This window comes from Pedococcus sp. P5_B7 (genome assembly GCF_054049895.1).
In genome coordinates this window covers 492,107-516,553 of the sequence record NZ_JBFULM010000001.1, presented here as the reverse complement: position 1 = coordinate 516,553, position 24,447 = coordinate 492,107, and the positions used below count along the sequence as shown (strand labels likewise).

At 70.3% G+C, this 24,447-nt stretch carries 26 protein-coding genes; 16 read left to right on the top strand and 10 right to left on the bottom strand.

What is annotated here, in order from left to right:
- Positions 1 to 30: 30 nt before the first annotated feature.
- The 3 genes from ACXJKD_RS02350 (at position 31) to ACXJKD_RS02340 (ending at position 1,763) form a co-directional block, all read left to right on the top strand.
- Positions 31 to 726, top strand: coding sequence for a lysophospholipid acyltransferase family protein (locus ACXJKD_RS02350; RefSeq protein WP_457252722.1), 696 nt, complete (start codon positions 31 to 33; stop codon positions 724 to 726).
- A 106-nt stretch (positions 727 to 832) separates the two neighbouring features.
- The gene (locus tag ACXJKD_RS02345) at positions 833 to 955 is read left to right on the top strand and encodes a hypothetical protein (protein WP_457252721.1); all 123 of its coding nucleotides are present in this window, start codon (positions 833 to 835) and stop codon (positions 953 to 955) included.
- A gap of 514 nt (positions 956 to 1,469) precedes the next feature.
- Complete coding sequence (locus ACXJKD_RS02340) at positions 1,470 to 1,763, top strand: hypothetical protein (protein WP_457252720.1); 294 nt, start codon at positions 1,470 to 1,472, stop codon at positions 1,761 to 1,763.
- 9 nt (positions 1,764 to 1,772) lie between these two features.
- Here ACXJKD_RS02340 and ACXJKD_RS02335 read toward each other — a convergent pair whose 3' ends face one another.
- Positions 1,773 to 2,540, bottom strand: coding sequence for an IclR family transcriptional regulator (locus ACXJKD_RS02335; protein WP_457252719.1), 768 nt, complete (start codon positions 2,538 to 2,540; stop codon positions 1,773 to 1,775).
- A gap of 127 nt (positions 2,541 to 2,667) precedes the next feature.
- Here ACXJKD_RS02335 and ACXJKD_RS02330 point away from each other — a divergent pair, with 127 nt between their 5' ends.
- The 4 genes from ACXJKD_RS02330 to ptsP are packed head-to-tail and all read left to right on the top strand — an operon-like array spanning position 2,668 to position 7,737.
- Positions 2,668 to 3,459 carry an MIP/aquaporin family protein gene (locus tag ACXJKD_RS02330; protein ID WP_457252718.1) on the top strand — a complete coding sequence of 264 codons (792 nt, stop codon included), beginning with the start codon at positions 2,668 to 2,670 and terminating at the stop codon, positions 3,457 to 3,459.
- A gap of 37 nt (positions 3,460 to 3,496) precedes the next feature.
- The gene (dhaK, locus tag ACXJKD_RS02325) at positions 3,497 to 4,498 is read left to right on the top strand and encodes a dihydroxyacetone kinase subunit DhaK (protein ID WP_457252717.1); all 1,002 of its coding nucleotides are present in this window, start codon (positions 3,497 to 3,499) and stop codon (positions 4,496 to 4,498) included.
- Positions 4,499 to 4,500: 2 nt separating this feature from the next.
- A complete protein-coding gene (gene dhaL / locus ACXJKD_RS02320; RefSeq protein WP_457252716.1) occupies positions 4,501 to 5,139 on the top strand; it encodes a dihydroxyacetone kinase subunit DhaL in 639 nt (212 codons plus the stop codon).
- 57 nt (positions 5,140 to 5,196) lie between these two features.
- Positions 5,197 to 7,737, top strand: a complete 2,541-nt coding sequence (gene ptsP / locus ACXJKD_RS02315) for a phosphoenolpyruvate--protein phosphotransferase (RefSeq protein WP_457252715.1) — start codon at positions 5,197 to 5,199, stop codon at positions 7,735 to 7,737.
- Between the two features lie 64 nt (positions 7,738 to 7,801).
- Here the strand turns inward: ptsP and ACXJKD_RS02310 are convergent, their stop codons facing one another.
- Positions 7,802 to 8,038, bottom strand: a complete 237-nt coding sequence (locus ACXJKD_RS02310; RefSeq protein WP_457252714.1) for a hypothetical protein — start codon at positions 8,036 to 8,038, stop codon at positions 7,802 to 7,804.
- 159 nt (positions 8,039 to 8,197) lie between these two features.
- On the opposite strand from ACXJKD_RS02310, the gene ACXJKD_RS02305 reads away from it, so the two are divergent.
- Together ACXJKD_RS02305 and ACXJKD_RS02300 are read left to right on the top strand one after the other, a co-directional pair.
- Entirely contained in the window at positions 8,198 to 12,325 is a 4,128-nt protein-coding gene (locus ACXJKD_RS02305) for an nSTAND1 domain-containing NTPase (RefSeq protein WP_457252713.1), read from the top strand.
- 34 nt (positions 12,326 to 12,359) lie between these two features.
- Positions 12,360 to 12,701 carry a hypothetical protein gene (locus ACXJKD_RS02300; protein ID WP_457252712.1) on the top strand — a complete coding sequence of 114 codons (342 nt, stop codon included), beginning with the start codon at positions 12,360 to 12,362 and terminating at the stop codon, positions 12,699 to 12,701.
- A 20-nt stretch (positions 12,702 to 12,721) separates the two neighbouring features.
- Here the strand turns inward: ACXJKD_RS02300 and ACXJKD_RS02295 are convergent, their stop codons facing one another.
- Both ACXJKD_RS02295 and ACXJKD_RS02290 read right to left on the bottom strand, forming a co-directional pair.
- Positions 12,722 to 13,072, bottom strand: a complete 351-nt coding sequence (locus tag ACXJKD_RS02295; protein ID WP_457252711.1) for a VOC family protein — start codon at positions 13,070 to 13,072, stop codon at positions 12,722 to 12,724.
- 132 nt (positions 13,073 to 13,204) lie between these two features.
- On the bottom strand, positions 13,205 to 13,720 hold the full coding sequence (locus ACXJKD_RS02290) for a cupin domain-containing protein (protein ID WP_457252710.1): 516 nt from the start codon (positions 13,718 to 13,720) through the stop codon (positions 13,205 to 13,207).
- Between the two features lie 32 nt (positions 13,721 to 13,752).
- Between ACXJKD_RS02290 and ACXJKD_RS02285 the strand changes: the two genes are divergently transcribed.
- Entirely contained in the window at positions 13,753 to 14,436 is a 684-nt protein-coding gene (locus ACXJKD_RS02285) for a TetR/AcrR family transcriptional regulator (protein ID WP_457252709.1), read from the top strand.
- A gap of 77 nt (positions 14,437 to 14,513) precedes the next feature.
- Here the strand turns inward: ACXJKD_RS02285 and ACXJKD_RS02280 are convergent, their stop codons facing one another.
- Positions 14,514 to 15,275, bottom strand: a complete 762-nt coding sequence (locus ACXJKD_RS02280) for an alpha/beta fold hydrolase (RefSeq protein ID WP_457252708.1) — start codon at positions 15,273 to 15,275, stop codon at positions 14,514 to 14,516.
- 220 nt (positions 15,276 to 15,495) lie between these two features.
- The gene (locus ACXJKD_RS02275) at positions 15,496 to 16,497 is read right to left on the bottom strand and encodes an AraC family transcriptional regulator (protein ID WP_457252707.1); all 1,002 of its coding nucleotides are present in this window, start codon (positions 16,495 to 16,497) and stop codon (positions 15,496 to 15,498) included.
- Positions 16,498 to 16,543: 46 nt separating this feature from the next.
- Here ACXJKD_RS02275 and ACXJKD_RS02270 point away from each other — a divergent pair, with 46 nt between their 5' ends.
- Positions 16,544 to 16,861 carry a YgaP family membrane protein gene (locus tag ACXJKD_RS02270; protein ID WP_457252706.1) on the top strand — a complete coding sequence of 106 codons (318 nt, stop codon included), beginning with the start codon at positions 16,544 to 16,546 and terminating at the stop codon, positions 16,859 to 16,861.
- Here the strand turns inward: ACXJKD_RS02270 and ACXJKD_RS02265 are convergent.
- On the bottom strand, positions 16,858 to 17,100 hold the full coding sequence (locus ACXJKD_RS02265; RefSeq protein WP_457252705.1) for a GNAT family N-acetyltransferase: 243 nt from the start codon (positions 17,098 to 17,100) through the stop codon (positions 16,858 to 16,860). The genes ACXJKD_RS02270 and ACXJKD_RS02265 overlap by 4 nt on opposite strands.
- Before the next feature lie 43 nt (positions 17,101 to 17,143).
- Between ACXJKD_RS02265 and ACXJKD_RS02260 the strand changes: the two genes are divergently transcribed.
- Together ACXJKD_RS02260 and ACXJKD_RS02255 are read left to right on the top strand one after the other, a co-directional pair.
- Positions 17,144 to 17,719 (top strand): ArsR/SmtB family transcription factor, encoded by a 576-nt coding sequence (locus ACXJKD_RS02260; protein ID WP_457252704.1) that lies wholly within the window; start codon positions 17,144 to 17,146, stop codon positions 17,717 to 17,719.
- The gene (locus tag ACXJKD_RS02255; protein WP_457252703.1) at positions 17,719 to 18,510 is read left to right on the top strand and encodes an SRPBCC family protein; all 792 of its coding nucleotides are present in this window, start codon (positions 17,719 to 17,721) and stop codon (positions 18,508 to 18,510) included. The genes ACXJKD_RS02260 and ACXJKD_RS02255 overlap by 1 nt, the downstream gene beginning before the upstream one ends.
- A 150-nt stretch (positions 18,511 to 18,660) precedes the next feature.
- Here the strand turns inward: ACXJKD_RS02255 and ACXJKD_RS02250 are convergent, their stop codons facing one another.
- Positions 18,661 to 19,011, bottom strand: coding sequence for a hypothetical protein (locus ACXJKD_RS02250; RefSeq protein WP_457252702.1), 351 nt, complete (start codon positions 19,009 to 19,011; stop codon positions 18,661 to 18,663).
- Positions 19,012 to 19,214: 203 nt separating this feature from the next.
- On the opposite strand from ACXJKD_RS02250, the gene ACXJKD_RS02245 reads away from it, so the two are divergent.
- Positions 19,215 to 19,547, top strand: coding sequence for a hypothetical protein (locus tag ACXJKD_RS02245; RefSeq protein ID WP_457252701.1), 333 nt, complete (start codon positions 19,215 to 19,217; stop codon positions 19,545 to 19,547).
- A gap of 39 nt (positions 19,548 to 19,586) precedes the next feature.
- Here the strand turns inward: ACXJKD_RS02245 and ACXJKD_RS02240 are convergent, their stop codons facing one another.
- A complete protein-coding gene (locus ACXJKD_RS02240; protein ID WP_457252700.1) occupies positions 19,587 to 20,813 on the bottom strand; it encodes an AGE family epimerase/isomerase in 1,227 nt (408 codons plus the stop codon).
- A 77-nt stretch (positions 20,814 to 20,890) separates the two neighbouring features.
- Between ACXJKD_RS02240 and ACXJKD_RS02235 the strand changes: the two genes are divergently transcribed.
- Together ACXJKD_RS02235 and ACXJKD_RS02230 are read left to right on the top strand one after the other, a co-directional pair.
- On the top strand, positions 20,891 to 22,231 hold the full coding sequence (locus tag ACXJKD_RS02235; protein WP_457252699.1) for a MurT ligase domain-containing protein: 1,341 nt from the start codon (positions 20,891 to 20,893) through the stop codon (positions 22,229 to 22,231).
- Positions 22,228 to 23,037: a type 1 glutamine amidotransferase gene (locus tag ACXJKD_RS02230; protein WP_457252698.1), complete on the top strand. Its 810-nt coding sequence runs from the start codon at positions 22,228 to 22,230 to the stop codon at positions 23,035 to 23,037. Before ACXJKD_RS02235 ends, ACXJKD_RS02230 begins: the two co-directional genes overlap by 4 nt.
- Here the strand turns inward: ACXJKD_RS02230 and ACXJKD_RS02225 are convergent.
- Positions 23,027 to 24,442, bottom strand: coding sequence for a DUF222 domain-containing protein (locus tag ACXJKD_RS02225; protein WP_457252697.1), 1,416 nt, complete (start codon positions 24,440 to 24,442; stop codon positions 23,027 to 23,029). The two genes, ACXJKD_RS02230 and ACXJKD_RS02225, sit on opposite strands and share 11 nt — an antisense overlap.
- Positions 24,443 to 24,447: the final 5 nt, after the last annotated feature.

Below are 24,447 nucleotides of genomic sequence, written 5' to 3'. Positions count from 1 at the left end.
GGTCTCAGCACGGCCAGCGTCAACGACGCCGTGAGCCGTGCCGTGATGCGCCATGTGCTCATCGGGCCCCCGCTCAAGCTGCTCACCGGGCTGCACGTCGAGGGTCGCGAGAACGTGCCGCGCGAGGGTGGGCTCATCGTCGCGTCGAACCACCTGTCGTTCATCGACTCGATCGTGATCCCGCTCGCCTCGGGACGACAGGTGCACTTCCTCGGCAAGGCCGAGTACTTCCAGGGGTCTGGTCTGCGTGGGGCTGCCGTGCGCTGGTTCCACTCGACGGCCGGCACCATCCCCGTGGACCGCTCCGACCCGCGGGCCGCCGGTGCGTCGCTCGAGCTGTCGGAGGACGTGCTGCGCCAGGGGGAGGCCTTCGGCGTCTATCCCGAGGGCACCCGCTCGCCCGACGGGCGGCTGCACCGCGGCCGCACCGGCGTGGCCCGCATGGCGCTCTCCACCGGGGCGACCTTGCTGCCCTGCGCCGTGATCGGCACCGACCACGTGCAGCCCTCTGGTTCCAACGGTTTCCGCCCCGCGAAGGTCACCGTCAAGTTCGGTATGCCGGTCGACGTCGCCGGTCTCTCGGCTCGCTTCCAGAAGGCTGCCCTGTTGCGAGCCATCACGGATGCCACGATGGACGCGATCGGTGAGCTGTCAGGGCAGGAGCGTTCCGGTCTCTATGCCTCCGACGTGAAGGCCGCCATGGAGGCGAGCAAACCGTCCGCGTGAGCGTGGCCCACTGAGCCCCAGTTGGAAGGCGGACGCTGCCAGGACGGGGTGCGCCCCGACTCCCGCGCATGGTGTGAACGGAGGCAGCGCGGGGTAGACATGCCGCATGCGTATGGGAAGAGTCGACGTCCGGCCCCTCGGGGGCGCCGCAGGCTGCCTCATGATGATCCTCGTGTCAGTGCTCCTGTCGGTGGTGCTGACAGTCGGCCTCAACCTGCTCTTGCGCTGAGGCCCTCCCGGTTCGTCAGGGGTCCACCTGTTCGGCCACGGAGCCGACGTCCGCAATCTCCCACGCTTCGGAAACCTTGCCATCGCGCGAACGCCTCGACGTCTCCCGCGTCCCCGGCGGCCAGCCAGCGGGCAACCACAGTGAGGCGCTGATCCTCCTCCCCATTGTCGCGCCTCATGGGCAGTGACGTCAGGCCGATGGAGCGGGTCTGTGTCGTCCTCGGGTCCACAACGGTGGCCCCGCGGATGACGCACTCGGACCGTGCGGCTGATGACATGCGTCGAGGCCGGCGAGATGGTTTGTGGGTAACCCGTTGCAGGACAGAGAAGACTTCTCAGGAGCTGCCATGCAAGCGTTCGCGAGTCTGATCCGACGGGTGATGCCGCAGCCTTGGAACGGATACCTGCTTGCGGCGCTGGTGTTGTGGCTCCTTGCGCTGGTCGCTACCCAGGCGCCGGCGTTCTTGACCGCCCCAGAGCCTTCCGCCTCGGCCTATCACCTGGCGGCTGGGCTCATGGTCACAGTGTGGGTGGCCACGGTCCTGTTCGGGTTCGCCATCGGCTGGACGAGACGCGCCTCGAGCATCGTGCGGTGTGCCCTCTTCGGCGCGTTCGTGCTGACCACGGCGCAATTTCTGCTCACCCACTGGGTGCCTGGAGGTGGCGAGCCCGTCTTCCCCATGCCCGTCAACTTCCTCATTGCCATGGTGATCAACGGAATCTGTGCAGGAGTCTTGCTGGGCCTTGGTGCCCTCGCCGCGGCAGGAGCTCACCGGTGGGGGCGCCCTCGCACCACACACCGCGTGTGATGGTGCGCTCTAGTTGCGCCCATCCACGCGTGGGGGCCACGCCTGCGCGCCCAGCTCCCGCGACACGGATCGCGCCGTGTCCCGAACCAGGTCACGCGACTCGTGGCGGGCAACGTCGCCATCCGAGGGGATCACGACCCCCACGGCCCCGACGGCCTCTCCGTACGAATCGAAGACAGGGCTCGCCAGCGAGCTCTCACCAAGCACAGCCTCGTCCTGCTCGAGGGCGATGCCGGTCGAACGGATCTCCTCCAGCTGCTCGCGAAGCTGGTCGGCGGAGGTGATCGTCTCGCCGGTCATGCTGCGCAGCTCTCCTGAGGTCAGCACTCGCTTCTCATCCTCAGGCAGGAAGGCGAGCAGAGCCTTGCCGAGGGCGCTCGCATGGGCCGGGATGACAATGCCCACCTCCGGCATCTGGCGACTGCCATCCGGGCGCGGCTCGTGGTGGATGATCACGACGTCGTCGACGAGGAGCACGCCGGTGCGCACGGCCAGACCCGTGCGCCGGGCGAGGTCTTCGGCCCAAGGGATGGCCTTGGACCTGAGCTCCAACGTGTCGAGATAGACGTTGCCGAGCCGAAGGACGGCCGGGCCGAGCTGGTAGCGGCTCGAGCCGCGCTCCTGCACCACCATCCCGTGCTCGACCAGGCTGCGGACGATCCCGTGAGTGGTCGAGGGCGCGAGATCGAGGCGGGCGGCCAGCTCCGACAGGCTCATCCGCCGCGCACCTTGAAGGGCGCTGAGAACCCGGATGGCGCGATCGACCGATTGGATCACTTTTGTCCTCTCCGTTGTGACCTACTTCACGAAAACTCTTGCCTCGTAGTGAATCATAGGGGTAGCCTCCAAATCACGTTCGACAATATCGAATACAATTCAGACAACTTGCAAAGGGGCAAGGGCGATGCTTGACGAGACCAATCTCCTCCAGCGTTTGGGCGCTGAGGTCATCGGAACGGCTTTCCTGGTGTTCATCGGCGTGGGATCCGTCCCCGCCACTCTCATCGTCAACGGCAAGGCGCCGTTCACCATGGCCGACCTGGGCGTCATCTCCCTGGCGTTCGGCACCGTGGTCGTTGCCACCGTCTACGCCTTGGGGCATGTCGGCGGCAACCACATCAACCCGGCGGTCACCCTGGGCCTGGCCGTGTCCGGCAAGTTCCCGTGGGCCCAGGTGCCGGCCTACATCGGAGCCCAGGTCGTCGGGGCGATCGTCGGGGCTGCCGCGATCATCGGTGTCCTCGGTCACAAGGCGAGCGACGTGGGCCTGGGTGTTGCTTCCTACGGCGACATCAGCTGGCTGCAGGCCTTCACGGCCGAGTTCGTGGGCACCTTCATCCTCGTGTTCACCATCTTCGGGGTCATCCACCGCAAGGCCGCCGCGGGGTTCGCCGGCGTTGCCATCGGCCTGGTCGTCTTCGCGGCCATCATCCCTGTCGCTCCGGCAACGGGCGCATCCATCAACCCGGCTCGTACCGTGGGTCCCATGCTTGTCCAGCAGCTCGCGGGTGGCGAGGTGAAGTGGGCCCAGCTCCCGGTGTACCTCGCGGCCGAGCTCCTCGCCGGAGTGGTGGCCGCCCTGCTGTACGGCCTGCTCACCCGCACCCCGGCTGACCGTGCCGTCGCGGCTCCCGGGCTGGACCTCGGAGACCCCGACCCGCAGGCCACCATCTCTCGTCAGACCAGCACCGTCTGACGCCTCCCGAACCCGTTGACTGCGAAAAGAGACTCTGATGAAGAAGTTGATCAACGACCCGAACGACGTCGTCGTGGAGGCACTGCGCGGCATCGAAGCCGCTCACCCCGACCTGCGGGTCGACCACGACAGCAAGGTCATCTACCGCGGTGACGCGCCCAAGCAAGGCAAGGTGGGCCTCATCTCCGGTGGAGGGTCCGGGCATGAACCGCTGCACGGCGGATTCGTCGGCCTGGGCATGCTCGACGCGGCGTGTGCCGGTGAGATCTTCACCTCCCCGGTGCCGGGGCAGATCCTGGCCGCGACCAAGCTGGTTGACGGAGGGGCAGGCATCCTGCACGTCGTGAAGAACTACACCGGCGACGTGATGAACTTCGAGATGGCGGCAGAGATGGCGGCCGCGGAGACCGGAGCCCGCATCGTGTCGGTGGTCACCGACGACGACGTGGCGGTCCAGGACAGCACCTGGACCGCTGGGCGACGGGGAGTCGGCGTCACCGTCCTCCTGGAGAAGATCGCCGGAGCGGCGGCGGAGCAGGGTCGTGACCTCGACGAGGTCGCCCAGGTCGCGCGCACCGTCAACGAGAACGGTCGAAGCATGGGCCTTGCCCTCACCTCGTGCACGGTGCCGGCTGCAGGCCGCCCGACCTTCGACCTGGGCGACGACGAGATGGAGCTCGGTGTCGGCATCCACGGAGAACCCGGCCGGGCGCGGTTGCCGCTCGCCCCGGCGAGCGAGATCGCCGCCCTCTTGGTCGAGCCGATTCTGGCCGACCTGCCGTTCGCCAGGGGCAACCCCGTCATCGCGTTCGTCAACGGTCTCGGCGGCACCCCGCTCATCGAGCTCTACGTGATCTTCAACGAGGTCCAGAAGATCCTCGGCGGGCGCGGCGTGCCCATCGCCCGGTCGCTCGTCGGCTCCTACATCACCTCACTCGACATGGCCGGCGTCTCGATCACCCTGCTCAGGGTCGATGACGAGCTGCTCTCCCTCTGGGACGCTCCTGTCAACACCGCAGCATTGAGATGGGGCATCTGAGCATGAGCGACACCGTGACCACGGCGGTCTTCGAGCAATGGGTGCGCGGATTCGCACATCTCATCGCCACCAACCGCGAGCACCTGACCGAGCTCGACGCAGCGATCGGCGACGCCGACCACGGGTCGAACATGGACCGGGGCATGAAGGCCGCCGTGGCTGCGCTCGATGAAAGCCAGCCGCCGACGGCGGGCGCGCTGCTGACCAAGGTGGGGATGACGCTGGTCTCGACGGTAGGCGGGGCCAGCGGGCCTCTCTTCGGGACGTTCTTCATGAGGATGGGCGGCTCGCTGGGGCCCACCGCCGAAACGGTCTCGGCAGGCGACGTCGCAGCGGCGCTGCGAGCCGGTCTCGGAGGCATCGTCGATCGAGGTAAGGCCGCCCCCGGCGACAAGACGATGTATGACGCCCTGGCGCCTGCCGTCGATGCGCTGGAGGCAGCGCTCGCCGACCACGCCTCCCTGGCCACCGGGCTCAAGGCGGCCCGGGATGCCGCCGCTGCGGGTCGCGATGCCACCACACCCATGCTGGCGCGCAAAGGGCGGGCCAGCTACCTCGGGGAGCGCAGCGTGGGCCATCAGGATCCCGGGGCGGCGAGCGTGGCGCTGCTGCTCGAAGCTGCAGCCGATGCGGCCTCCTGAGCCGGCCCGCCATCGAACACTCACGTTCAGCACGAGCAGCAGCGGAGGGCAGTACCAATGACCGAGGGCACATCCGCCAACCCGCCCGCAACAGACACCGAGTGCCGTGTCGGCCTGGTCGTGGTCTCCCACAGCCGCGCGCTCGCCCTAGCGGCCGTGGCGCTGGCCGGGGAGATGCTCCATGGCCGCCCGGTGAAGATCGAAGTGGCGGCCGGCCTTGATGGAACGACCTTCGGCACCGACGCGGTCAGCATCATGCAGGCGATCGAACGGGCGGACGGCCCAGGCGGCGTCGTGGTCCTGATGGACCTCGGCAGCGCGGTACTCAGTGCCGAGCTGGCGCTCGACCTCCTTCAGGACACCTCCATCCGCGATCGTGTGACGCTGTCGCCGGCCCCCTTGGTCGAAGGCCTCATCGTTGCCGCTGTCGCCGCAGCGGGAGGCGCCAGCAGGGCGGAGGTCGCGGCTGAGGCGCGAAACGCGGTGATGGGTAAGGCAGCGCACCTGTCGCCCCCAGAGCCCGGGATCACGCCGGAACCCGGCGACGAGGCTGGAGCAGCCGTCGTCGGAGTGTTTCCAGTGGCCAACCCCCACGGCCTGCACGCCCGACCGGCCGCCCGACTCGTCAGCGAGGTGCGCGCCCTCGATGCGTCCGTCCAGCTGCGCAACCTCACCACCGGCGCCGGGCCTGTTCCTGCCGCCAGCCTGAGCCGAGTCGCAACGCTCACGGCGCTGCAGGGGCACGACGTCGAGGTTCGTGCCACCGGGCCGCAGGCCCAGGAGGCCGTCGAGCACGTCCTCGCGCTCGCCAGGCGACGGTTCGACGAACCCCCCGAACAGGTCCCAGCACGACTCGCTCTGCCCCGACCCACCCCCCGTCGCAGCGGACCGCTGCCAGCCTCCCCAGGAATCGCCATCGGGCCGGTCCGCCGCCTTGCCGCAGCGCCCGTCGACCTGGACCAGCAACCCGCCGGGGAGCCGGCCGCGGAATGGCGGCGGGTCCTGGAGTCTGTGGCGGCCGTACGCCGCGAGATCGAGCACGTCCGGGTTCTCACCGAACGCGAAGTCGGGCCTGACCAGGCCAGCATCTTCGACGCGCACCTGTCCCTTCTCACCGACACCGAACTGCTCGGCGACGTCAAGGCCCGCATTCGTCCCGGCACTGGCGCGGTTGCCGCCTGGGCCGGCGCACTTGCCGACATCGAACGACAGTGGGCCGAGCTTCCCGACCCCTACCTCCGGGAGCGAGCAGCCGACGTCCACGCGGTGGGCGAACAGGTGCTGCAGGCTCTGACCGGCCAACCAGCACGCCAGATGACGGGACAGGGTGTTCTGGTTGCCAGCGACCTCACGCCCGCCGAGACCGCAGGCTTGGACCTCGCTCAGGTGACCGGAGTGGTCCTCGCCCAGGGGAGTGCCACCTCGCACGCGGCCATCCTGGCGCGGGCCCGCGACATCCCGGTCGTCGTCGCGGCCGGCCCCGAGGTACTGGGCATCCCCGAAGGCACGACGATCCTCCTGGACGGCGGGACCGGCGCGCTGCACCTCGATCCCGCGCCCGAGCTGATCGACGAGTACCAGCGCCGGGCCGCCGAGGCCGCGCAGCAACGTGTTCGGCAGGTTGCCCTTGCCGACCAGCCCGCGGTATCCCGTGACGGCACGCGCATCCTCGTCGCTGCCAACCTCGGATCCCTGAGCGACGCGCGGGCCGCGCTCTCGGCCGGGGCGGACGGCGCCGGCCTGGTGCGCACGGAGTTCCTCTTCCTCGACCGGACCGCCGCTCCCGACATCAACGAACAGCAGAACCAGTACGACTCCATCGCCGAGGCCATGGAGGGTCGGCGCATCACCCTGCGAACCCTCGACGTCGGCGGAGACAAGCCACTGCCATACCTGCCCATGCCACAGGAGGCCAACCCGTTCCTCGGCCAGCGCGGCATACGGCTGAGCCTGACGCACCGGGACCTGCTGCGCGATCAGATGGCCGCCATCTGCCACACGGCGCGGCACTCCCCGACCAGCATCATGCTCCCCATGGTCTCGACCCCCGACGAGATGATCGAGGCGAGACAGGTCCTCATCGAAGCTGCCGGACCATTGGGCCTGCCTTCCGGTCTGCACATCGGCACGATGATCGAGGTCCCCGCCGCTGCGCTCAAGATCGAGGCCATCCTGCCGTACGTCGACTTCGTCAGCATCGGCACCAACGACCTGACCCAGTACACGCTCGCGGCAGAGCGCGGGAACGGCGCCGTCGCCGCCCTCTCAGACGCCCTCGACCCGGGCGTGCTCCGCCTGATCGACCACGTCTGTCGAGCAGCGAAGGGTCGAATCGACGTTGCTGTCTGTGGCGAGGCGGCTTCCGACGAACTAGCCATTCCGGTCCTGGTCGGACTCGGCGTTCGAGAGCTCAGCGTCTCGCCTCCCGCGGTTCCCAGGGTCAAGGCGGCCATCCGTCAGCTCGACGTCGAGCAGTGCGCATCCCTGGCGCGGCAGGCACTGACGTTGCCGGGCGCCAACGAGGTCCGCAAGCTCGTCCTCGCCACCATGGCGGAGACGCAGGGCGACCCGGAAAGCGCAGATCCTGGCGCGATGTAGGGCTTCACTCATGAACCAGAACCGGGAAGGCCAAGGTTGAGCGGCATCCCGAAGCGACGGATGGTCAGGCGAGAGGGATCCAGCTCGGAGCGGGCACACCATTGCCGGTGAGGTTGTCGCACTTGACGAACTGGCTCCCCACCCGGGCGAGTGCGCAGGGGCGGTCGTCGGGAATGATCTGGACGACCTTCGGGGCCGGGTCCTGGCGGGCGCTGGCGGGGAGGGTTCCGGCGCCGAGGAGGCTGGTCATGACGATGGAGGTGGCGATCGTTGTGGCGATGGTGCGGCGAGTGGTGAACATGATCGGTTCCTTTGAGACTCGAGGGCGGTCGACCTGGGTGCCGGACCTCCCGTGGTCAGACCGTTCTGACACGAGGTGGTTCCAGCCCGGTGCTGGGGCGGTATCAGCGGGGTATCAGCACGATTGACCGCGGTCTCAGGCCGGAGGACTGTGAGGCGCATGGACATTGGCGTCCTCGGGCCACTCGTGGTGACCGGAGCGCTCGAAAACCTCCCTCGTGGCCTGCCGCCACGAGACAGGGTCGTGCTGGAAGCCCTGGCGGTGTGGCCGGGCGAGGAGCTGAGCCTGGAGGTGCTGGCCGACGCGCTGTGGGGTGACGCGCCACCGGAGTCATGGCCCAAGGTCGTGCAGGGGTGTGTGATGCGGCTGCGCAAGGCGTTGGGGGCCGAGGTCATCGAGACGACGCCACACGGATACCGTCTCGTCGTTCACGCTGACGGCCTCGATCACCGTCGCTTCGAGCGGCTGGTGGCACTCGCCGGGGAACACCTGGCCCGTGGTGAGCCGGAGCGGGTGGCCTTCCTCGCGGGTGAGGCGTTGGACCTCTGGCGCGGCCGACCACTGGCGGACCTCGAGGAGTGGGCACCTGGCCGCGCCTTCGCCGAGCGGCTGTCCGAGCTGCGCCTCGACGCAGAAGACCTGCAGACAGAGGCCGCCCTCCGGGTCGGGCGCCAGCGGGAGGTGCTCCAGAGCGCTCAGGCGCGGGTCGTCGATGCGCCGATGCGGGAACGCCGGTGGGCGCTCCTCGCGCTGGCGCAGTACCAGTCAGGGCGGCAGGGCGACGCACTGCAGACCCTGCGGCGTGCCCGGTCGATGCTCGGCACGGAGCTGGGGCTGGACCCGGGCCCCGAGCTGGTGCAGCTCGAGCAGGCCATCCTGCGGCAGGACCCCTCCCTGGTAGCGGCGACAGCCATGCCCGAGGCGAGCGTCACGTGTCCCTATCCCGGCCTCCTGCCCTACGAGCTGTGGGACAGCGAGGTGTTCTTCGGTCGGGACACCGACGTGACCTCCTGCCTGGCACGGCTGGACGCGGCGGGCGTCCTGGCTGTGGTGGGCCCGTCCGGATCCGGGAAGTCGTCCCTCGTGCGCGCCGGGGTGGGGGCTGCGCTCCAGCGCGACGGCCGACGGGTGGTGGTGGTCACCCCTGGCGCCCATCCGCTCGACGCCCTCAGCGCGCTGCGGTCCAAGCGGGCCGTCCTCGTGGTGGACCAGTGCGAGGAGGCGCTCGCCTCAGACGGCGACGCCACGGAGCAGTCGGCGTTCTTCGAAGCGCTGGTGCAGCACTGTGAGACGGGCGCCCTGGTCGTCGCCTTCAGAGCGGACCGGCTGGGCGGGCTATCTGAGCACCTCGAGCTGGCACGGCTCGTCGAGCGCGGCCTCTATGTGTTGGGAGGAATGGGAGTCGAGGACCTGCACAGCGCTGTCGAAGGCCCCGCCCGGCGGGCCGGCCTTCGGCTCGAACCCGGACTCGTGGACCTCGTGGTGCGGGAGGTCGAGGGCGAGCCGGGCGCGCTGCCCCTGCTGTCGCACGTGCTCCGCCAGACCTGGGAGCGCCGCGAGGGCAGCACGCTGACCGTGGCCGGCTACACGGCCTCTGGTGGGGTGCGCGAGGCGGTGGCGCAGTCCGCGGAGGCGGTCTACGAGCAGGTCGAGCCGGACCAGCGAGGCATGCTGCGAGATCTCATGCTCCGCCTGGTTTCCCCGAATCCTGACGGCGACCCGGTCAGGACGCGGATGGCCCGGCACCAGCTCGCCATCGACGAGCAGCACGAAGCGATCATCGAGCAGCTGGTGCGCGCCCGTCTGGTCAGCAGCGACGACGGTTCCCTCGAGATCGCGCATGAGGCGCTGGCGCGGGTGTGGCCACGGCTGCGCGCTTGGCTGGACGACGACGTCGAGGGCCAGCGGATTCTGCGTCACCTCGTCGTGACGGCGGAGACCTGGTCGTCGATGGGCAGACCCGATAGCGAGCTCTACCGAGGGGTCCGCCTCGACAGGGCGGTGGAGTGGCGCCGGGCCGCGGCACCCGACCTCACGGCGGCCGAACAGGAGTTCCTCGACTCATCGGAACGGACGGCCGAGCAAGAACGCAGGAACGCCGAAGAACAGATCCGGCTCGAGCGCCGCACGAACCGTCGCCTGCGGACGCTGCTTGCCGGTGTGGCCGCCCTCCTGGCGGTGGCCATCGTCGCCGGCTCCATAGCCGTGACATCAGCGCAACGCGCCGACACCCAGGCCCTGGCCGCCGATGCCAGACGCGTCGGCGCCCAGGCCTTGGCCTCCGGGGAGGCAGACACCTCGCTCATGCTCGCGATGGCCGGCGTCGCGGCGTACGACTCCGTTGACACGCGCAGCAACCTCCTGGCCGAGGTCGACAGGCTGCCCGGCCTGCTGAGATCCGTGCACGCCGACGTCGGGGCGATCTTCACCGTCTCGACCAGTGCCGTGCACGGGCGCGTCGCCGTGGGGGCCCTTGACGCGGGAGTGGTCGTCTTCGACGGGACGACCCTGCGCGAGCTTGGTCGCAACCGGGTGGGGGGTGCCCTGGCCGCCGAGTACAGCCCGGACGGCACGCTGCTCGCGGTCTCCGCGGGCGACCTGACCAGCCAGCAACAGGGTGAGGGTCGCACCAACCCACTACCGGTTCGCCTGCTCGACGTGCAGGGGCGGCTGGCGCCGCGCCAGCCACGCGGCATACCGGCGGGTTTCTTCGCCTACGACCGGGCCAGCTTCAGCCCCGACGGACGCTGGCTGGCAGTCGCGCTCCGCAAGGACGAGCGGTGGCTCGTGGCGGTGTGGGACGCGCGCGCCCCCGACACGCCGGCAGCCCTCCTGACCATGCCCACATGGGTCAGGTTCGTCGGTGTCAGCAAGGACGGCAGGACGCTCTACACCGAGGGCACCGACTTCCGGATGTGGGACCTGCCCGCCGGGACGCTGCGCCACGCCGTGACCTTTGAGGAGCTCGGCTTCGCCGGACTCCCCGAAGACTTCAGGCTCAGCCCGGACGGCCGAACCATCGCCATCCCCCTGGGCATTGACGTGGCGCTCCTCGACACCGCCACGCTGCGGGTGCGCCAACGCGCTGTCACCAAGGGTCGCCCGGGCAATGTGAGCTTCTCCGCCGACGGCACCCGGCTGGCCAGCAGCGACGACGGATATGTCGTCTGGGACCTGAGCGGCCCTGAGCCCGCCGAGATGTTCCGCACCGACCGGTGGGGCACGATGGCACCGGCCCTGAGCCCTGACGGGCGGACGCTGTACACGGCCGGGATCAACGGCCGCGTCCTGGCGTGGGACGTCGAAGGCAGCCGGCGATTCCTGCCCGTGAGGCCGGGCCCTCCGCGGGACGAGCCGGACGGCCCCGCACGCGTGTCGGACGACGGCCAGGCGATCGCCTACTGGGGTGGCCAAAAGCTCCAGGCGCGCGACGTGGCGACCGGAAAGGTCGGCCCGCTGATCCGCCCGGGAACGACCGGGGGGCGGTGGGCGGACCTCGCCTGGTCACCCGACCACCAGCGCCTGGTGGGGGTCTATGGCGATGACCTCGTGCAGGTGTGGGATCCATGGACCGGCCGCAGGATCGCCAGGGCGAGCGTCGCCCCCGATGCCGTCAGCACCGCAGGCTTCACCAGGGACGGCAGGCTCCTCCTCGTCGGCACCGCAGGCGGGATGATCCACGTGTTGGACGCATCCACCCTGAAGCTGATCCGGTCGGCCGTCCCCGTGGGAGTCGGCGCGATCGTCTCCCTCGACGCCAGCCCGGACGGGCACACCGTCCTGGTCAACGGGAGGGACGGCCCCCGTTTCGTGGACTTCCGCTCCGGACGGGTGGATCCCACTCCACCACCCGCGTCCGGGATCTACTCACCGGACGGCCAGCGGATCGGCGCGACCAAGGGCGACCAGATCGGGTTGCTCGACGCGGAGTCTCGTGACTGGATCGCGCGACCGAGCGCCGCCCAGCCGTATGGCGGTCCGTACAGCGCCTTCTCCAGCGACGGAAGTGCGTTCGCCACCAGTGACCTCAAGAAGGTGGCCGTCTGGAACGGCCGCACCGGCGAGTTCATCGGTGCAGTTGCTGTTGCCGAGGCGGCCATGGGGTTCCTGAACCCGTCAACCCTGGTCATCGCAGGCGCCGACGGCTCGGTCAGGACGTGGGACCTCCGTGCCGAAACGTGGACAGCGAAGACGTGCCAGATGGCAGGACGCGGTCTCACGAAGGACGAATGGAACATCTTCCTCCCCGACCGTGCCTACCGGGACCCATGCCGAGCCAGGCGATGATGAGATTGCCTGCCGTTTCGAACGGGAAGGTGACATGACCGTTGAGCCGTCGAGAGACGCCGCACGCCACGTCCGGCGTGCTGCTCTCCTCCTTGCCCTGGCGAGCCTTCCGTCTGTGGTGGCAACAGCCCTAGAGCGTGGCTGGGTCCCGGAGTCCGGTATGACCCGATGGATGTTTGACAGCGACTTCGTCCTGCTCGGGATCTGCCTCACGCTTGGGCTGGCCATTGCCGCCTGGCGCTCTTCGCTGGCCGCCATGAATGCTCGCCCGGCCGGGAGCGTCGCTTCCCCGATGTCGTCAGTCGTGTTTCTCCTCTCGGTCCTGGTCACCATCGCCACGGCGCTCGTGGCCATCGGGTTACTCCTCCTGAACTAGGACCGGGGCCGCGGCGCCGGTCACACTTGCTGGGCCAAACCGACGACATGACCCTGAGGGTCGGCGATCAGCGCGAATGACACGCCGGGAACGCTGACCGGCTCCTGGACGACACGTCCGCCGAGGCGAGTCGCGTCGGCGATGGCGCTGGCCATGTCCTCGACGCCGACGAAGAACGTGACCAGGTCGCCGTCGCCCTGCAGCGGGCTGATCGCGGTGTACAGGGCGTCGGGCACGCCTGTCTCGACGAAGGTGTAGCCGGGGAAGGCGCCTTCGGTGGGGTAGGTCCACCCGAACAGCTCCCCGAAGAATGCTCGTGTTGCGTCGGGGTCGCTCGAACGGATCTCGGCGTGCACGATCGAATGACTCATGATGACCTCCGGCTCTGCCGGGCCACCGGGCGTGGCCTCCAACCAGATGACGTTCGAGCCCGGCCCGAATCGACAGTGGTCAGCGACCAGTTGCCCGAGCGACTGCGACGATTCCCGCTGCAGGCAATCGGCTCAGCGGGTGCCGGGCGGCGGCGTGAGGTCGTAGCGGGCGATCACGTCGTCCAGCCACGGCGCGCCCCCCATCTCAAGGCCGTGTCTCCGCGCGAGAGCTGCGATGACCTCGGGGTCTGGTGGGCCGTCGGCCGCGGCCTCGCCGACTCCCCAGAAGAAGTGCTCGAAGCCAGCCGGGCTGATCACCTCGATCATGCGAGCCGGGACCTTGCCCGCGTTCCACATCGTGTGGGTCTCGCCCCGGGGCTTCGTGATGTAGCCGCCCGGACCCAGGACCACCTCCCGGTCCCCAGAACGGAAGCCGATCTCGCCTTCGGTCACGATGGAGTACTCGTCCTCCTTGGTGTGCAGATGCGGCGGAACGCAGGCGCCGACGGGGAACGGGTGCTCGACGATCGACACGAGCCCGTTGGTCTGCTCGCCGAACAGCTTGAAGACCACCCCGATCGTGCCGAGGAAGGTCTCCTGTCCCTCGCCTGGCTGAAGGATCGTCAGTTCCGGTGCCTCGATGCTCATGCGCGGGCTCCTCATCATTACCGCGTACAGTGGTGTACTACGAAATCGTCGCGCTCACGAGAGTTGGTGTCAAGACTTTGACTGAACACACTAGTTCGGCGAAACAACGTGCGTATCGCAAGGTGAAGCGCGCCGAAGACGAGCAGCGAACTCGGGCCCGCATCGTCGACGCCGCCGAAGCCCTTCATGCCGAGGTGGGGCCGGCTCGTACCACCATCTCCGCGATCGCCGAGCGGGCCGACGTCACCCGGGCCACCGTGTACCGGCACTTCCCCGACGACGAGTCCCTGTTCCTGGCCTGTTCGGGGCAGTGGCTCTCTCGCCAGACGCTCCCAGACCCCGACGCGTGGGAAGTCGGTGGCGACCCCTTTGCCGTGCTGCACTCCGGCCTCACCGACATCTACCGCTACTTCCGCGACGGCGAGTCGATGCTCACCTCGGTCCACCGGGACGCGGCCGTCGTGCCAGCCAGGATCAAAGCGGCCCGGCTTGCCCGGGAAAGCGAATGGCTGGCGCGGCTGACCCGTGGGCTGCCCATGCGGCGGCGCAAGAGCGTGCAGGCGGCGGTCGCGCACGCCCTGTCGTTCGGCACCTGGCGATCGCTCTGCGTGGATCTAGGGCTGTCGAACGCCGCAGCGATCGACCTGATGGTCGCGATGACGGCTGCAGCAGCCAGTCCAGCTGATCAGGTGCGTGGCCGAATGGCGCGAGCCTGACGAGTACTCGCGCGCCCGAGACGACCCTGACCGATTCTTCGCCCAGAGCCGACCTACCGCGTCCCGTGATCGGGTGGTCAGGTCGCTCGCGACAGGGCGGTGGCGATCACCGCGGCTGTCTGTTGCGGCGCCTCGTCGGGGATGAGGAACACCGAACCCGGGATCGTCACCAGGGTCACCTGGGCAGCCGCCTGGAGGGTGGCGCGCTCCGCCTCGGTGAGCCCCCCATCCCCTTTCTCGGCGTGGACGACCCACGCCGGTGTGTCCGATGCAGCCAGGCGGGTGGCGTAGTCGGTGTCCGCGGCGATGTAGTCCAGGTAGTCGCGGCATACACGGACCGAGTCCCGTGCGTTGTTCTGCCTGAGGTCCTCGACCAGCTCGCGACGGTGCTGCTCAGGCAGCTTGGCGGACCGGGCCATGAGGGGCAGGAGGCGAAGCATGCCAGCCAGCGGCCAGCGGCCGACCCGCTGTGATGCCCGCACCACTGCGCGGAAGAACCACGCCTCGTCCTCAGTCGTCAGGCTGATGCCGAGCAAGACGACCGGACCGCGGAAGTGACCCGACAGCAGCGCCTCCAGCGCGACCGTGGCGCCCTGCGAGAAACCCACGAGGACATCGCAACGGTGCAGCTCCGCCAGCTCGCCGACCCGACGGGCCATGCCGGGGACGGATGCATCCTCGCCCAGCGGCGCGCCAGCCATGCCCGGAAGGGTCGTGGCCACCAGGCGCACCCGCGACAGCGCCGGCTCAGCCATCACCAGGTCGAACGAGCGGGCCGCGTTCGCCCCGCCCGGCAGGAGCAGCACGGACTGGACCGCATCCTCGGGTCCCGAGGTCACGAGCTCCCAGGCTTCCCTCATCGCGCCTCCGCAACGATCGGCTCGCTCGCCAGACCGGTGTGCCGGCGGCGGTCCTTGTCCCTGTTGCTCAGGCGATCCCTGCGGTCGTCCTGTCCAGCGTATGCCGTGCGGCGGGCGGGCGCGTCGGGCAAAGTGGCTACGACCCGGGGACGAGCGCCGGGGCGTAGCGACACCGAGCCGCGGCGCGTCCTGGGGAGGGTCAGGGTGCGACGCGCCAGATGCTGGGGGCGGCCCCGTGGTCGCGCTTGAAGGCGCGGCTGAAGGCCTCCTCCGACTCGTACCCGACCCGCGGCGCGATCGCGGCGACCGGCATCGTCGTCGTGCGCAGGAGGTCCTCGGCCACGTGCATCCGCCAGCCGGTGAGGTAGCGGATCGGCGCCAGTCCGAGCGCTGCCCGGAATCGTTCGTCGAGGACGCTCGACGACGTGGTCGCCGCGCGGGCGAGGTCTGTCAGGGTCCACTTGCGGCCTGGGTCGCCGTGGATGGCGGCGAGCGCCGGTGCGACCACGGGGTCGCGTAGCGCGGCGAGCCAACCGGTGTCTGTGGCCGGCGCGTTGGCCAGGTGCAGCTTGAGCACCTCACGAAGCAGGAGCTGCGGTATGTCGGTCGGTGCCGCGATGCGGTCGTCGGCGACCTGGCTCGTCTGCTGGAGGACCAGGTCGCTGCTGGCCTTGACCCACGAGCGGATCGGTCCCTCCGGCGGGGTCACGACGAACACGGGCGGGAAGACGCCCAAGCTCGGGTCGAACAACCGGTCGTCACAGGCGAGGAAGCCGCACACGAGCTCGCTGCGTGCCCCTCCGAGGCCGTGGACTATGTGCGGCAAGGCATTCCACGGCGGCGGGTCGATGAGCTGCATGACCGGGACGATCTCAGCCGTCTCCTGGCCACCCATCCGGTGCTGGTCGTTGTAGGGCAGCACGATCACGTCGCCCTCGTGGGCCCAGACCATGTGGGACCCGGCCTCGATCCAGCAGCTGCCGGAGACGACGACGTGGAAGATCACGATCTGCGCGGCGTCGGGGGCCAACACGGCGGCCAGGTCCTGCGACGCCATCGACTCGTAGGCCCAGGCCTCGGTGTACTCGCTGTGCAGGAAGATCGCGCCGGACAGCTTGACCCGTGCCAAGGCAGTCGCCAGGGCGGTGGATCGATCAGCTGCCGCGGCATCCCGGTCATGGTGGGGCCCAGCGCTCCTCATGAGACTGAGTCTGTCAGCAGGAAGCACGTGGAGACAGGAGACAGCGATGGCGCTCAACCCGGGGTGCGGGGCTCTGATGGCCAGGGCCGATCGGTTCAACGCAACCGCATTCTCGCACTGGGTCAACGGGCCGAGTGGCCGGGCGTTCCGGATGGCAGCCGGCGCGGCCTGGCTCCTCTTCGCCTTGGTCGCCCGCGATCACTGGTGGGGGATCCTGGCGGGAGCGTGGGGTCTCTTCCCCCTCACCGCAGGACTTTTCGACATCTGCTGGATCAGTTTGTTCCTCGGCGGGCCGCTGCAGGGGAGGGCCATCCGCGCCGGGCAAGCGGCGATCCGCGAGGGTCAGACAGTAGGGACCTCCTAACCGGCGACGTGCTGGAAGCCGAGCGACACCAGGACATCGGTTGACGGTTTCGGTCCGGGCAGCGTGTGGGCGGTGACGTGGTCGACCTCGCCGGTGGAGACGGCCCACTCGACCAGCGCGCGAGCAGCGGCCACGCCGAACCCCCGGCCCCGGAACTCGGGCGCCACCTCGTAGCCGATCTCGACAGCGCGCTCGGCGGGTGGGGCGGCGAGCCCGGCCCACGCAGTGTGGGCAGGCAAGAACCCTTGACAAGAATATTTGTCAAGGGGCACCATCGACACCATGCACGACGTCGAAGTCATCGAGAGCGCGGATGCAGCCGCGGCCGCGCTGGACCCGGTCCGGGCCCGGCTGCTCGGCGAGCTGGCCACCCCGGCCTCCGCCGCCGGCCTCGCCGCGAAGGTCGGCATCACCCGCCAGAAGGTCAACTACCACCTCAAGGCCCTCGAAGGGCACGGCTTGGTGACGCTGTCCGAGGAGCGCCACCACGGGGGCATCACCGAGCGCGTGTTGCAGGCTTCCGCAGCCTCGTATGTCGTGTCGCCGGCTGCCGTGTCGGCGTCAGCGGCCGACCCCGACGCCAACGACGACCACCTCTCGGCGGCATACCTCGTCGCGTTGGCCGGTCGGCTGGTGCGTGAGGTCGGCGCGCTGTCCCGCCGCGCGGGCGCCACCGGCAAGCGCCTGCCCACCCTCACGATCGACACGCAGATCGATTTCCGGTCGGCCGCCGACCGCGCCGCGTTCGCCGACGACCTGACCGCCGCGGTGCTCGACCTGGCCGCCCGCTACCACCATGAAGACGGGCGTCCGCACCGGCTCGTCGTCGCCGCCCACCCACTTCCCGAGGAGAGCTGATGAGCACCACCCCGAACGTCCCGTACCGCCTGGAGTTCAGCGTCGAGGTGCCAGGCACCCCGGAGCAGGTCTGGCAGGCCATCGCCACGGCGAAGGGCATGAGCGCCTGGTTCCTGCCGACCGAGCTGGAGGAGCGCGAGGGAGGCGCCCTGCACTTCGAGATGGGTCCCGAGATGGGCTCGGACGGTCACGTCACCGAGTGGGACCCGCCGCGCCGCATCGTCTACGAAGAGGACTGGGCCGCCCTCATGGGGCAGGACCCCGATGCCCTGAGCCCGCTGACCTCGGAGTTCCTCGTCGAGGCGCAGTCGGGTGGCACCTGCGTCGTGCGGGTCACCAGCAGCGGCTTCGGGACCGGCGCCGACTGGGAGGCGGAGTTCTGGGACGACATGGGCACCAGCTGGATGCCGTTCTTCGACAACCTGCGCCTCTACCTCTCGCACTTCCCCGGACAGGAGGCCACCCAGCTCGAGGTCAGCGCCTCCCACCCCGGCGATGCAGAGTCGGTCTGGTCGACCCTGCGCGAGGCGCTCGGGCTGGGCGCCGAGGGGTCGGCCGTGGAGGTGCGGGGAACCACCGGCACGGTCGAGCGCGTCGGCCAGCGGCAGGCGCTGGTCCGGCTCACCGGACCCGTGCCGGGGATGCTCACCGCCTTCGCGCACGGTGCGGGCGAAGGGACCTCGACTGCGGGCGTGCGCGCCTACCTGTTCTCTGCGGACGCGGCCGACTACGTGCAGCGAGAGCAGCTCGGCTGGCAGGCCTTCCTGCAAGGACTGTCCGTCCCGGCCTGACAGCTCCAGGGGAGGGTCCGCCAGCCGGTGAACCGTCGACGGCGGTCAAGGCGAACAAGGAGGGATAGGCCTCCGCCTCGCTCTGACGAACGAGGCGGAGGCGCCGGAGTCCAGGTCTACGTCTGTCTCGGGTTTACGTCCGTCTCGGGTTTACGGCTCCCCGCCGCCGCCGGCCAGGAAGCCGGTGTGACCGTTGCAGGAGTCGCCGGGCTGGAAGCCGGACGCCTTCAGGTCCTGCACGGTGGCGCCGTTGGCACGCTCGACCTGCTGGACGTGACCCCAGTTCTGGGGCGGTGCTCCGCCGGGTCCGGGGAAGCCGGCGCCGTCGCCGTCCTCCAGTCCGGAGAAGGCACAGATGGAGTTGGCGTGGGCCGACCCGAGGCCCTCGCCGCCAGGTGGCTTGCCGTTGCCGGTGATCTCACCGGCACTTGCGGCGGACATGCCGAGAAGTACGAGCGCACCGGCTGCCGCCGGGACGATGACCAGACGAGTGAGGCGCATGGTGCTCCTTCATAGACGGACGACCACCCTGCCCAGCGCAGGGCGTCACTCGACGCTAGAACCGGCCAGCCGCAGACCGCCTCCACCGGCACGGTGACTCCGCCTAGAACATCTGCGGTGATCGATGATCCAAATCGGGGCAATCGGACGCGGTCGGCGCATATTCGCTTGCCTGCGGGCGATCGGCGTTGGACCCTCGGCGCATGACCACCCCTGCGTTCGACCCGCCCTACGACCAGCTGCTCGCCACCGCCGAACGGGTGGCAGCGGAGCGCCCGGAGGTCGACCTCGACATGGCGCGGGAGGTGTTCGAGGAGGCGGCGACCCTGCTGTACAACGGCCTTGCCCTCGAAGGCCTGGACGACCACGACGCCCACCTGGTCGTCGCGGGCCTGTGTGACGACCTCGTGTCCGGCGACCCCAGCGCAGCCGTGCGTCGGCGTCCGCAGGCGGTGCTGGCCGACCCCGGTGAGGTGCACGACCCGAGGAGCGTCGCCGCGGCATACGAGATCAGCGCACGGATCCTGCAGCTCTAGGCGACTCGCGCGCCACGCCCACCCAGGCGCTGGGGCGGGCTAGCGACGGGCGAGGGCGCCGGCGAAGGACGCGGCGGGCTCCAGCGACGGCAGCAGCGCGGCCTGGTAGGCGTGGTAGACGTCTGGCTTGCCGGACCAGACCGTCGCTGCGGGTCGGTTCGACGGGTCCAGCTCGTGCCGCCAGGAGCCGGCCTCGCGGTCGATGAAGTACCGCTCCGCCTGACCCCACCACGCGGCATACCAGTCGTCGTAGGACGGGTCATCCACGGCGCGCCCCAGGGCCCAGGCCGCGCCGATCCCCTCGGCGAGCACCCAGTGCAGGCGGTTGCGCACGACCGGCTGCGCGTCGAAGTCGGTGGTGTAGACGAACCCGTCCTCGCCGTCGGCGTGCCACCCGATGCCGACCGCGGTGTCGAACAGTGACACCGCGTCGTCGAGCAGCCACGGGGGAGCGGCGACCCCGAGGGCGGTGCGCAGGTGCAGCGCCAGGCGCGACCACTCGAGCAGGTGGCCGATGGTGACGCCGTAGGGCCGGAACTGGTCGGCCGGGTGGTCGCGGTTGTAGTCGGGCAGCGGCAGCCAGTCGGCGGTGAAGTGCTCGGGGAGCCGCCAGTCGTTGGCGCGCGCGAACCCGTGCACGACGTGCTCGACGATCCGGGCGGCCTGGTCTCGCGGCACGGGGTCACCGGTCACCTCGTGGACGGCCAGCAGCGCCTCGACCGTGTGCATGTTGGCGTTGGCGCCCCGGTAGTCCTCCGGGGTGCGCCACTCACGGTCCCAGCTCTCGACGGCCAGTCCGTCGGTCTCGCTCCAGAAGTGCGTCGCGAAGACGTCGCGGGCGTCGTCGAGCAGCGCCTGGCCGTCCGGGTGCCCCGCGGCCGTGGCGCTCGCCGCGGCCAGCAGCACGAAGGCGTGGGCGTAGCACTCCTTGGAGCCCGAGACCGGCTCGTGCGTCGCTGGGTCGACGGCGCTGAACCAGCCGCCGTGCTCGGTGTCGCGCAGCACCTCGCGCAGCGCGCGAACCCCATGGTCGAGCGCCGCCTGGGCCTCGGTGTTGCCCTGCAGCACCTCGAGCGCGGCGACATGGGTCATCCGGCAGGTGAGCCAGGCGTGCACCGGCCGGTCGAGGTCTGGCGTGCCGTGGTCGTCGAGCCACGCGAAGCCGCCCGCCGGGTGCACCGACCCGCGCGCGAAGCTCCACAGCCGCTGGCGCTCACCCGCCAGCCAGGTCTCGTCGGGCGTGAACGGCGAGGGCACGGACGACATGCGTGGATCGTATGCCGCGTGGCGGCGGCCCTGCCCGGTGCCGGGTCGGTGCGGCTGCACGCACTAGGGTTTGGGGCGTGCTGAGGACGACGGCGGCGGTGGTCGCAGGCAAGGCGGCGAGGGCTGCCTCGCGGCTGCGCGGGGGCGGCTCCGCGCTCCCCGGACTGGTCGCCGAGCGCGTGGATCCCGGGTTCCTCGCCCACGCCCTGGCCGATGTGCCGGGCGGGATCGTGGTCGTCACGGGCACGAACGGCAAGACCACGACCACGAAGATGCTGGTGGCGGTGCTGCGGGCGCACGGACGGACGGTCTTCACCAACCCGACCGGCTCCAACTTCACCCGCGGGGTGATCTCGTCGATGCTGGGCGAGCTGCCCCTGCGCGGTCGCCTCACGGCCGACCTGGCGGTGCTCGAGCTCGATGAGGCGCACGCGCTCAAGTTCGCCGCAGCGGTCCGGCCCACGCATGCCCTGCTGCTCAACGTCGCCCGCGACCAGCTCGACCGGTTCGCCGAGATCGACCACACCGCCCAGCTGCTCGCCTCGCTCGCCGAGCAGGCGACGACGGGCGTGGTGCTCAACCTCGACGACTCCTTCGTCTCCCGGATCCGCGACCGGGTCGGCGCTGGCGTGGAGGTCCGCTACTTCGGTGTCGACGCGTCGATCGCCGACCGGCTGCCTGAGCTCCAGGAGCAGGACGTGCGGTTTGACGACGACTTCGTCGCGCCGGTCGCAGGACCCCAGGACGGCCTGCTCAAGCCCAGCGACGAGCGCACCTTCGAGGTGCTGTTCGGTGGCGGCGACGGCGACGGCGACGGTGACGGCGACGCGGGCTCCGGCACGGTCGGCCCGTTGGAGCTCCAACAGCGCGGGCTGGCCGCGATGATCAACGCCACCGCGGCGACTGCCACGGCCCGGATGCTGCTCGGTGACGCGTTCGACCCGAAGGCAGCGACGAGCGCCCTACGGGCCGTGACGCCGCCGTTCGGGCGCGGCGAGGTGGTCATGGTCGACGGCCAGCCGCTGGAGCTCGTTCTCGTCAAGAACCCCGCCGGGTTCACGGTGGCCCTCGGCACCTACGGCACGACCCCCGTCGCCACGATGATCGCCATCAACGACAACTACGCGGACGGGCGAGACGTGTCGTGGCTCTACGACGTCAGCTTCGACTCCCTGCGCGAGCGCGGCGTCACGACGACGAGTGGGGTCCGGGGCTACGACATGGCGCTGCGGCTCCAGTACGACGACGTCCCGGTGGCGGGGGTGCAGCCCGACCTCGACCAGGCCCTCGACGCCTTCCTCGCCCAGCACCCCGACGAGCCCAAGCGGATCTTCTGCACCTACACCGCGATGATGGCGCTGCGACGCACGCTCGCCGCCCGCTACGACCTGCCCGACATCGGCGAGGAGGCGTCATGAGCCAGCCCGGCGGCATACCCGACGTCGCGATCCCCGGCGAGCCCGCAGGATCGGCGGTCGTCCCTGACGCCGACCGCGCCGGCAAGGGGGTCATCCACGTGGTGCACCTCTACCCGCGTGAGATGAGCATCTACGGGGACCTCGGCAACACCCGCACCCTCGCGGCCCGGATCCGCCGCCACGGCTACAGCCCCGTCGTCCACCAGCACCACCCCGGCGGTGAGTTCCCCGAGCAGGCCCACCTCGTCGTCGGTGGCGGCGGCCAGGACTCCGGCCAGGTGCGGGTCGAGGCCGACCTCGAGCAGATCGCCGACCGGCTGCGCGCCCTGGCTGACGGCGGCACGCCGATGCTGATGATCTGCGGGATGTACCAGCTGCTCGGCAACGCGTTCATCACCGTCGACGGCAAGCGGCTGCCGGGTCTTGGCATCCTCGATGTGACCACCCAGGGCAACGCCAAGCGGATGATCGGGCCGGTGGTGCTCTCGACCGACTTCGGCGACGTCGTGGGCTACGAGAACCACTCCGGCTCGACCACGCTCGGTGACGGGCAGGCGCCGTTCGGGCGGGTGCGGTCGGGATTCGGCAACAACGGCACCGACGGCACGGAGGGCGCCCGCACGGGCAACGTCTTCGGGTCCTACCTGCACGGCCCGATCCTGCCGGCCAACCCCCGCCTCGCCGACGCGCTGATCGGGCTCGCGGCAGAGCAGGCCACCGGTAGGCCGTTCGAGCCCGCCCCCCAGGACGACGCCATCGCCGACGAGGCCCGTTCGCGCCAGGTCCGCCGCCTCGTCAGGCGCTGAGCAGCAGCGCCGCGTAGCGACTCTCCAGCGCGCTGGAGGTGGGCCCCGCACGGACCCGCGAAGGCAGCACGGGTGGAGCCGACGAGTCGTAACAGTGACCGGTGGGTGTCGTCGTGCGCACCGTGTGCCCGGGTCCGGCCCGGACCGTTCGAGCCCGCCAGCCGGGCGCCTCCTTGGCGTAGTTGCAGGCCTCGCAGAGGCCCTGCCCGTTGGCCGTGGTCGTGGCACCGTCGGCGCGGCTGGCGATGACGTGGTCGATGTGCCTGATGGGCGCGTCGCACCAGGGCGTACGGCAGGTCTGGTCCCGCAGCAGGATGAAGCGCCGCATCGGGCCCGTGAACCGTCGACCTGGTGCGCTGACGGCGGTGCCCGGGAGGTCGGGCGCACTCGGCTGGCCCAGCTGGCCGACGAGGCCGGCGCCGGCACCACGGTCCGGAAAGGGCTCTGGGCGTGGCGAGATGCGCTCCAGGTCGGCCCCGTCGGCGGTGGCGAGGGCCCTGCGCATCGTCACGCGGGCACCGTCGCGCCTGGCGTGGGACACGAGGTCGCGTGCCGTCTGCGCCGGCAGCACGTGCCCGCCCAGCAGAGCCGGCTCGTTGCCGGCTGAGGCAGGCATCACCAGCTGGACCTCGATGGGGACCGCGGCCGCAGTCGCCTGGCCCGTGACGCGCTCGACGAGGGTGTCGGCCATCACTTGGCCACGACCGCGTGCGTCACCCTCGGCTCGGGCGGATCCGGCGGCCCGCTCCAACGCGGCGAGGACCGCGACGCCCTGGGCGACGGGCAGCAGTGCGGTGAGGTGGGTCATCGTGTCTGGAGCCGGGCGCAGGCTGACGCGACGCTCGCTGTGTGCCCGGCCGGCCCGCTCGGCCATCGCCGCCGCGTCGAGCTGACACGCGAGCGCCTTGGCCCTGGCCTCGACCTGACGGTCGCCGAGACGCGGCAGGTCGGCGGCAAGGGCCGCGTCGACGGTGGCGCGGTCCGCGGGACTCAGGCACGCGGTCTCGCGGCAGACGATGGTGGCCCGCCACTCACTGACCGATCCCGCCTCGAGGTGCCTCATGGTGTGCGGAAGCTCGCGGACCAAGGCCTCGGCAAGGCCGAGGTGCCGGGAGCCACGAGCCGGAGAGTCCTTGCGCGCCAACGCAACCTGCGCCCCGATGCCTCTGCCGCGCTCGCGAGCCGGCAGGCCCGAGACCGCCTGCGACTCGCGCTGGGCCGCGGCGAACGCCGCTGTCACCCGCGCCTGGGCGCCCGCCGCGGCAGCCTTGATCGACTCCAACAGGCCGATCTGGTCGATGCGCTCCGCGTCGTCCACGGCGGTGTCGAGGAAGGGCAGGCGCGCCAGGACCTCGCGCAGGTCGTGGGTGGTCAGGGCAGACGGCCCCGCTCGCCGGTCAGCCACCAACG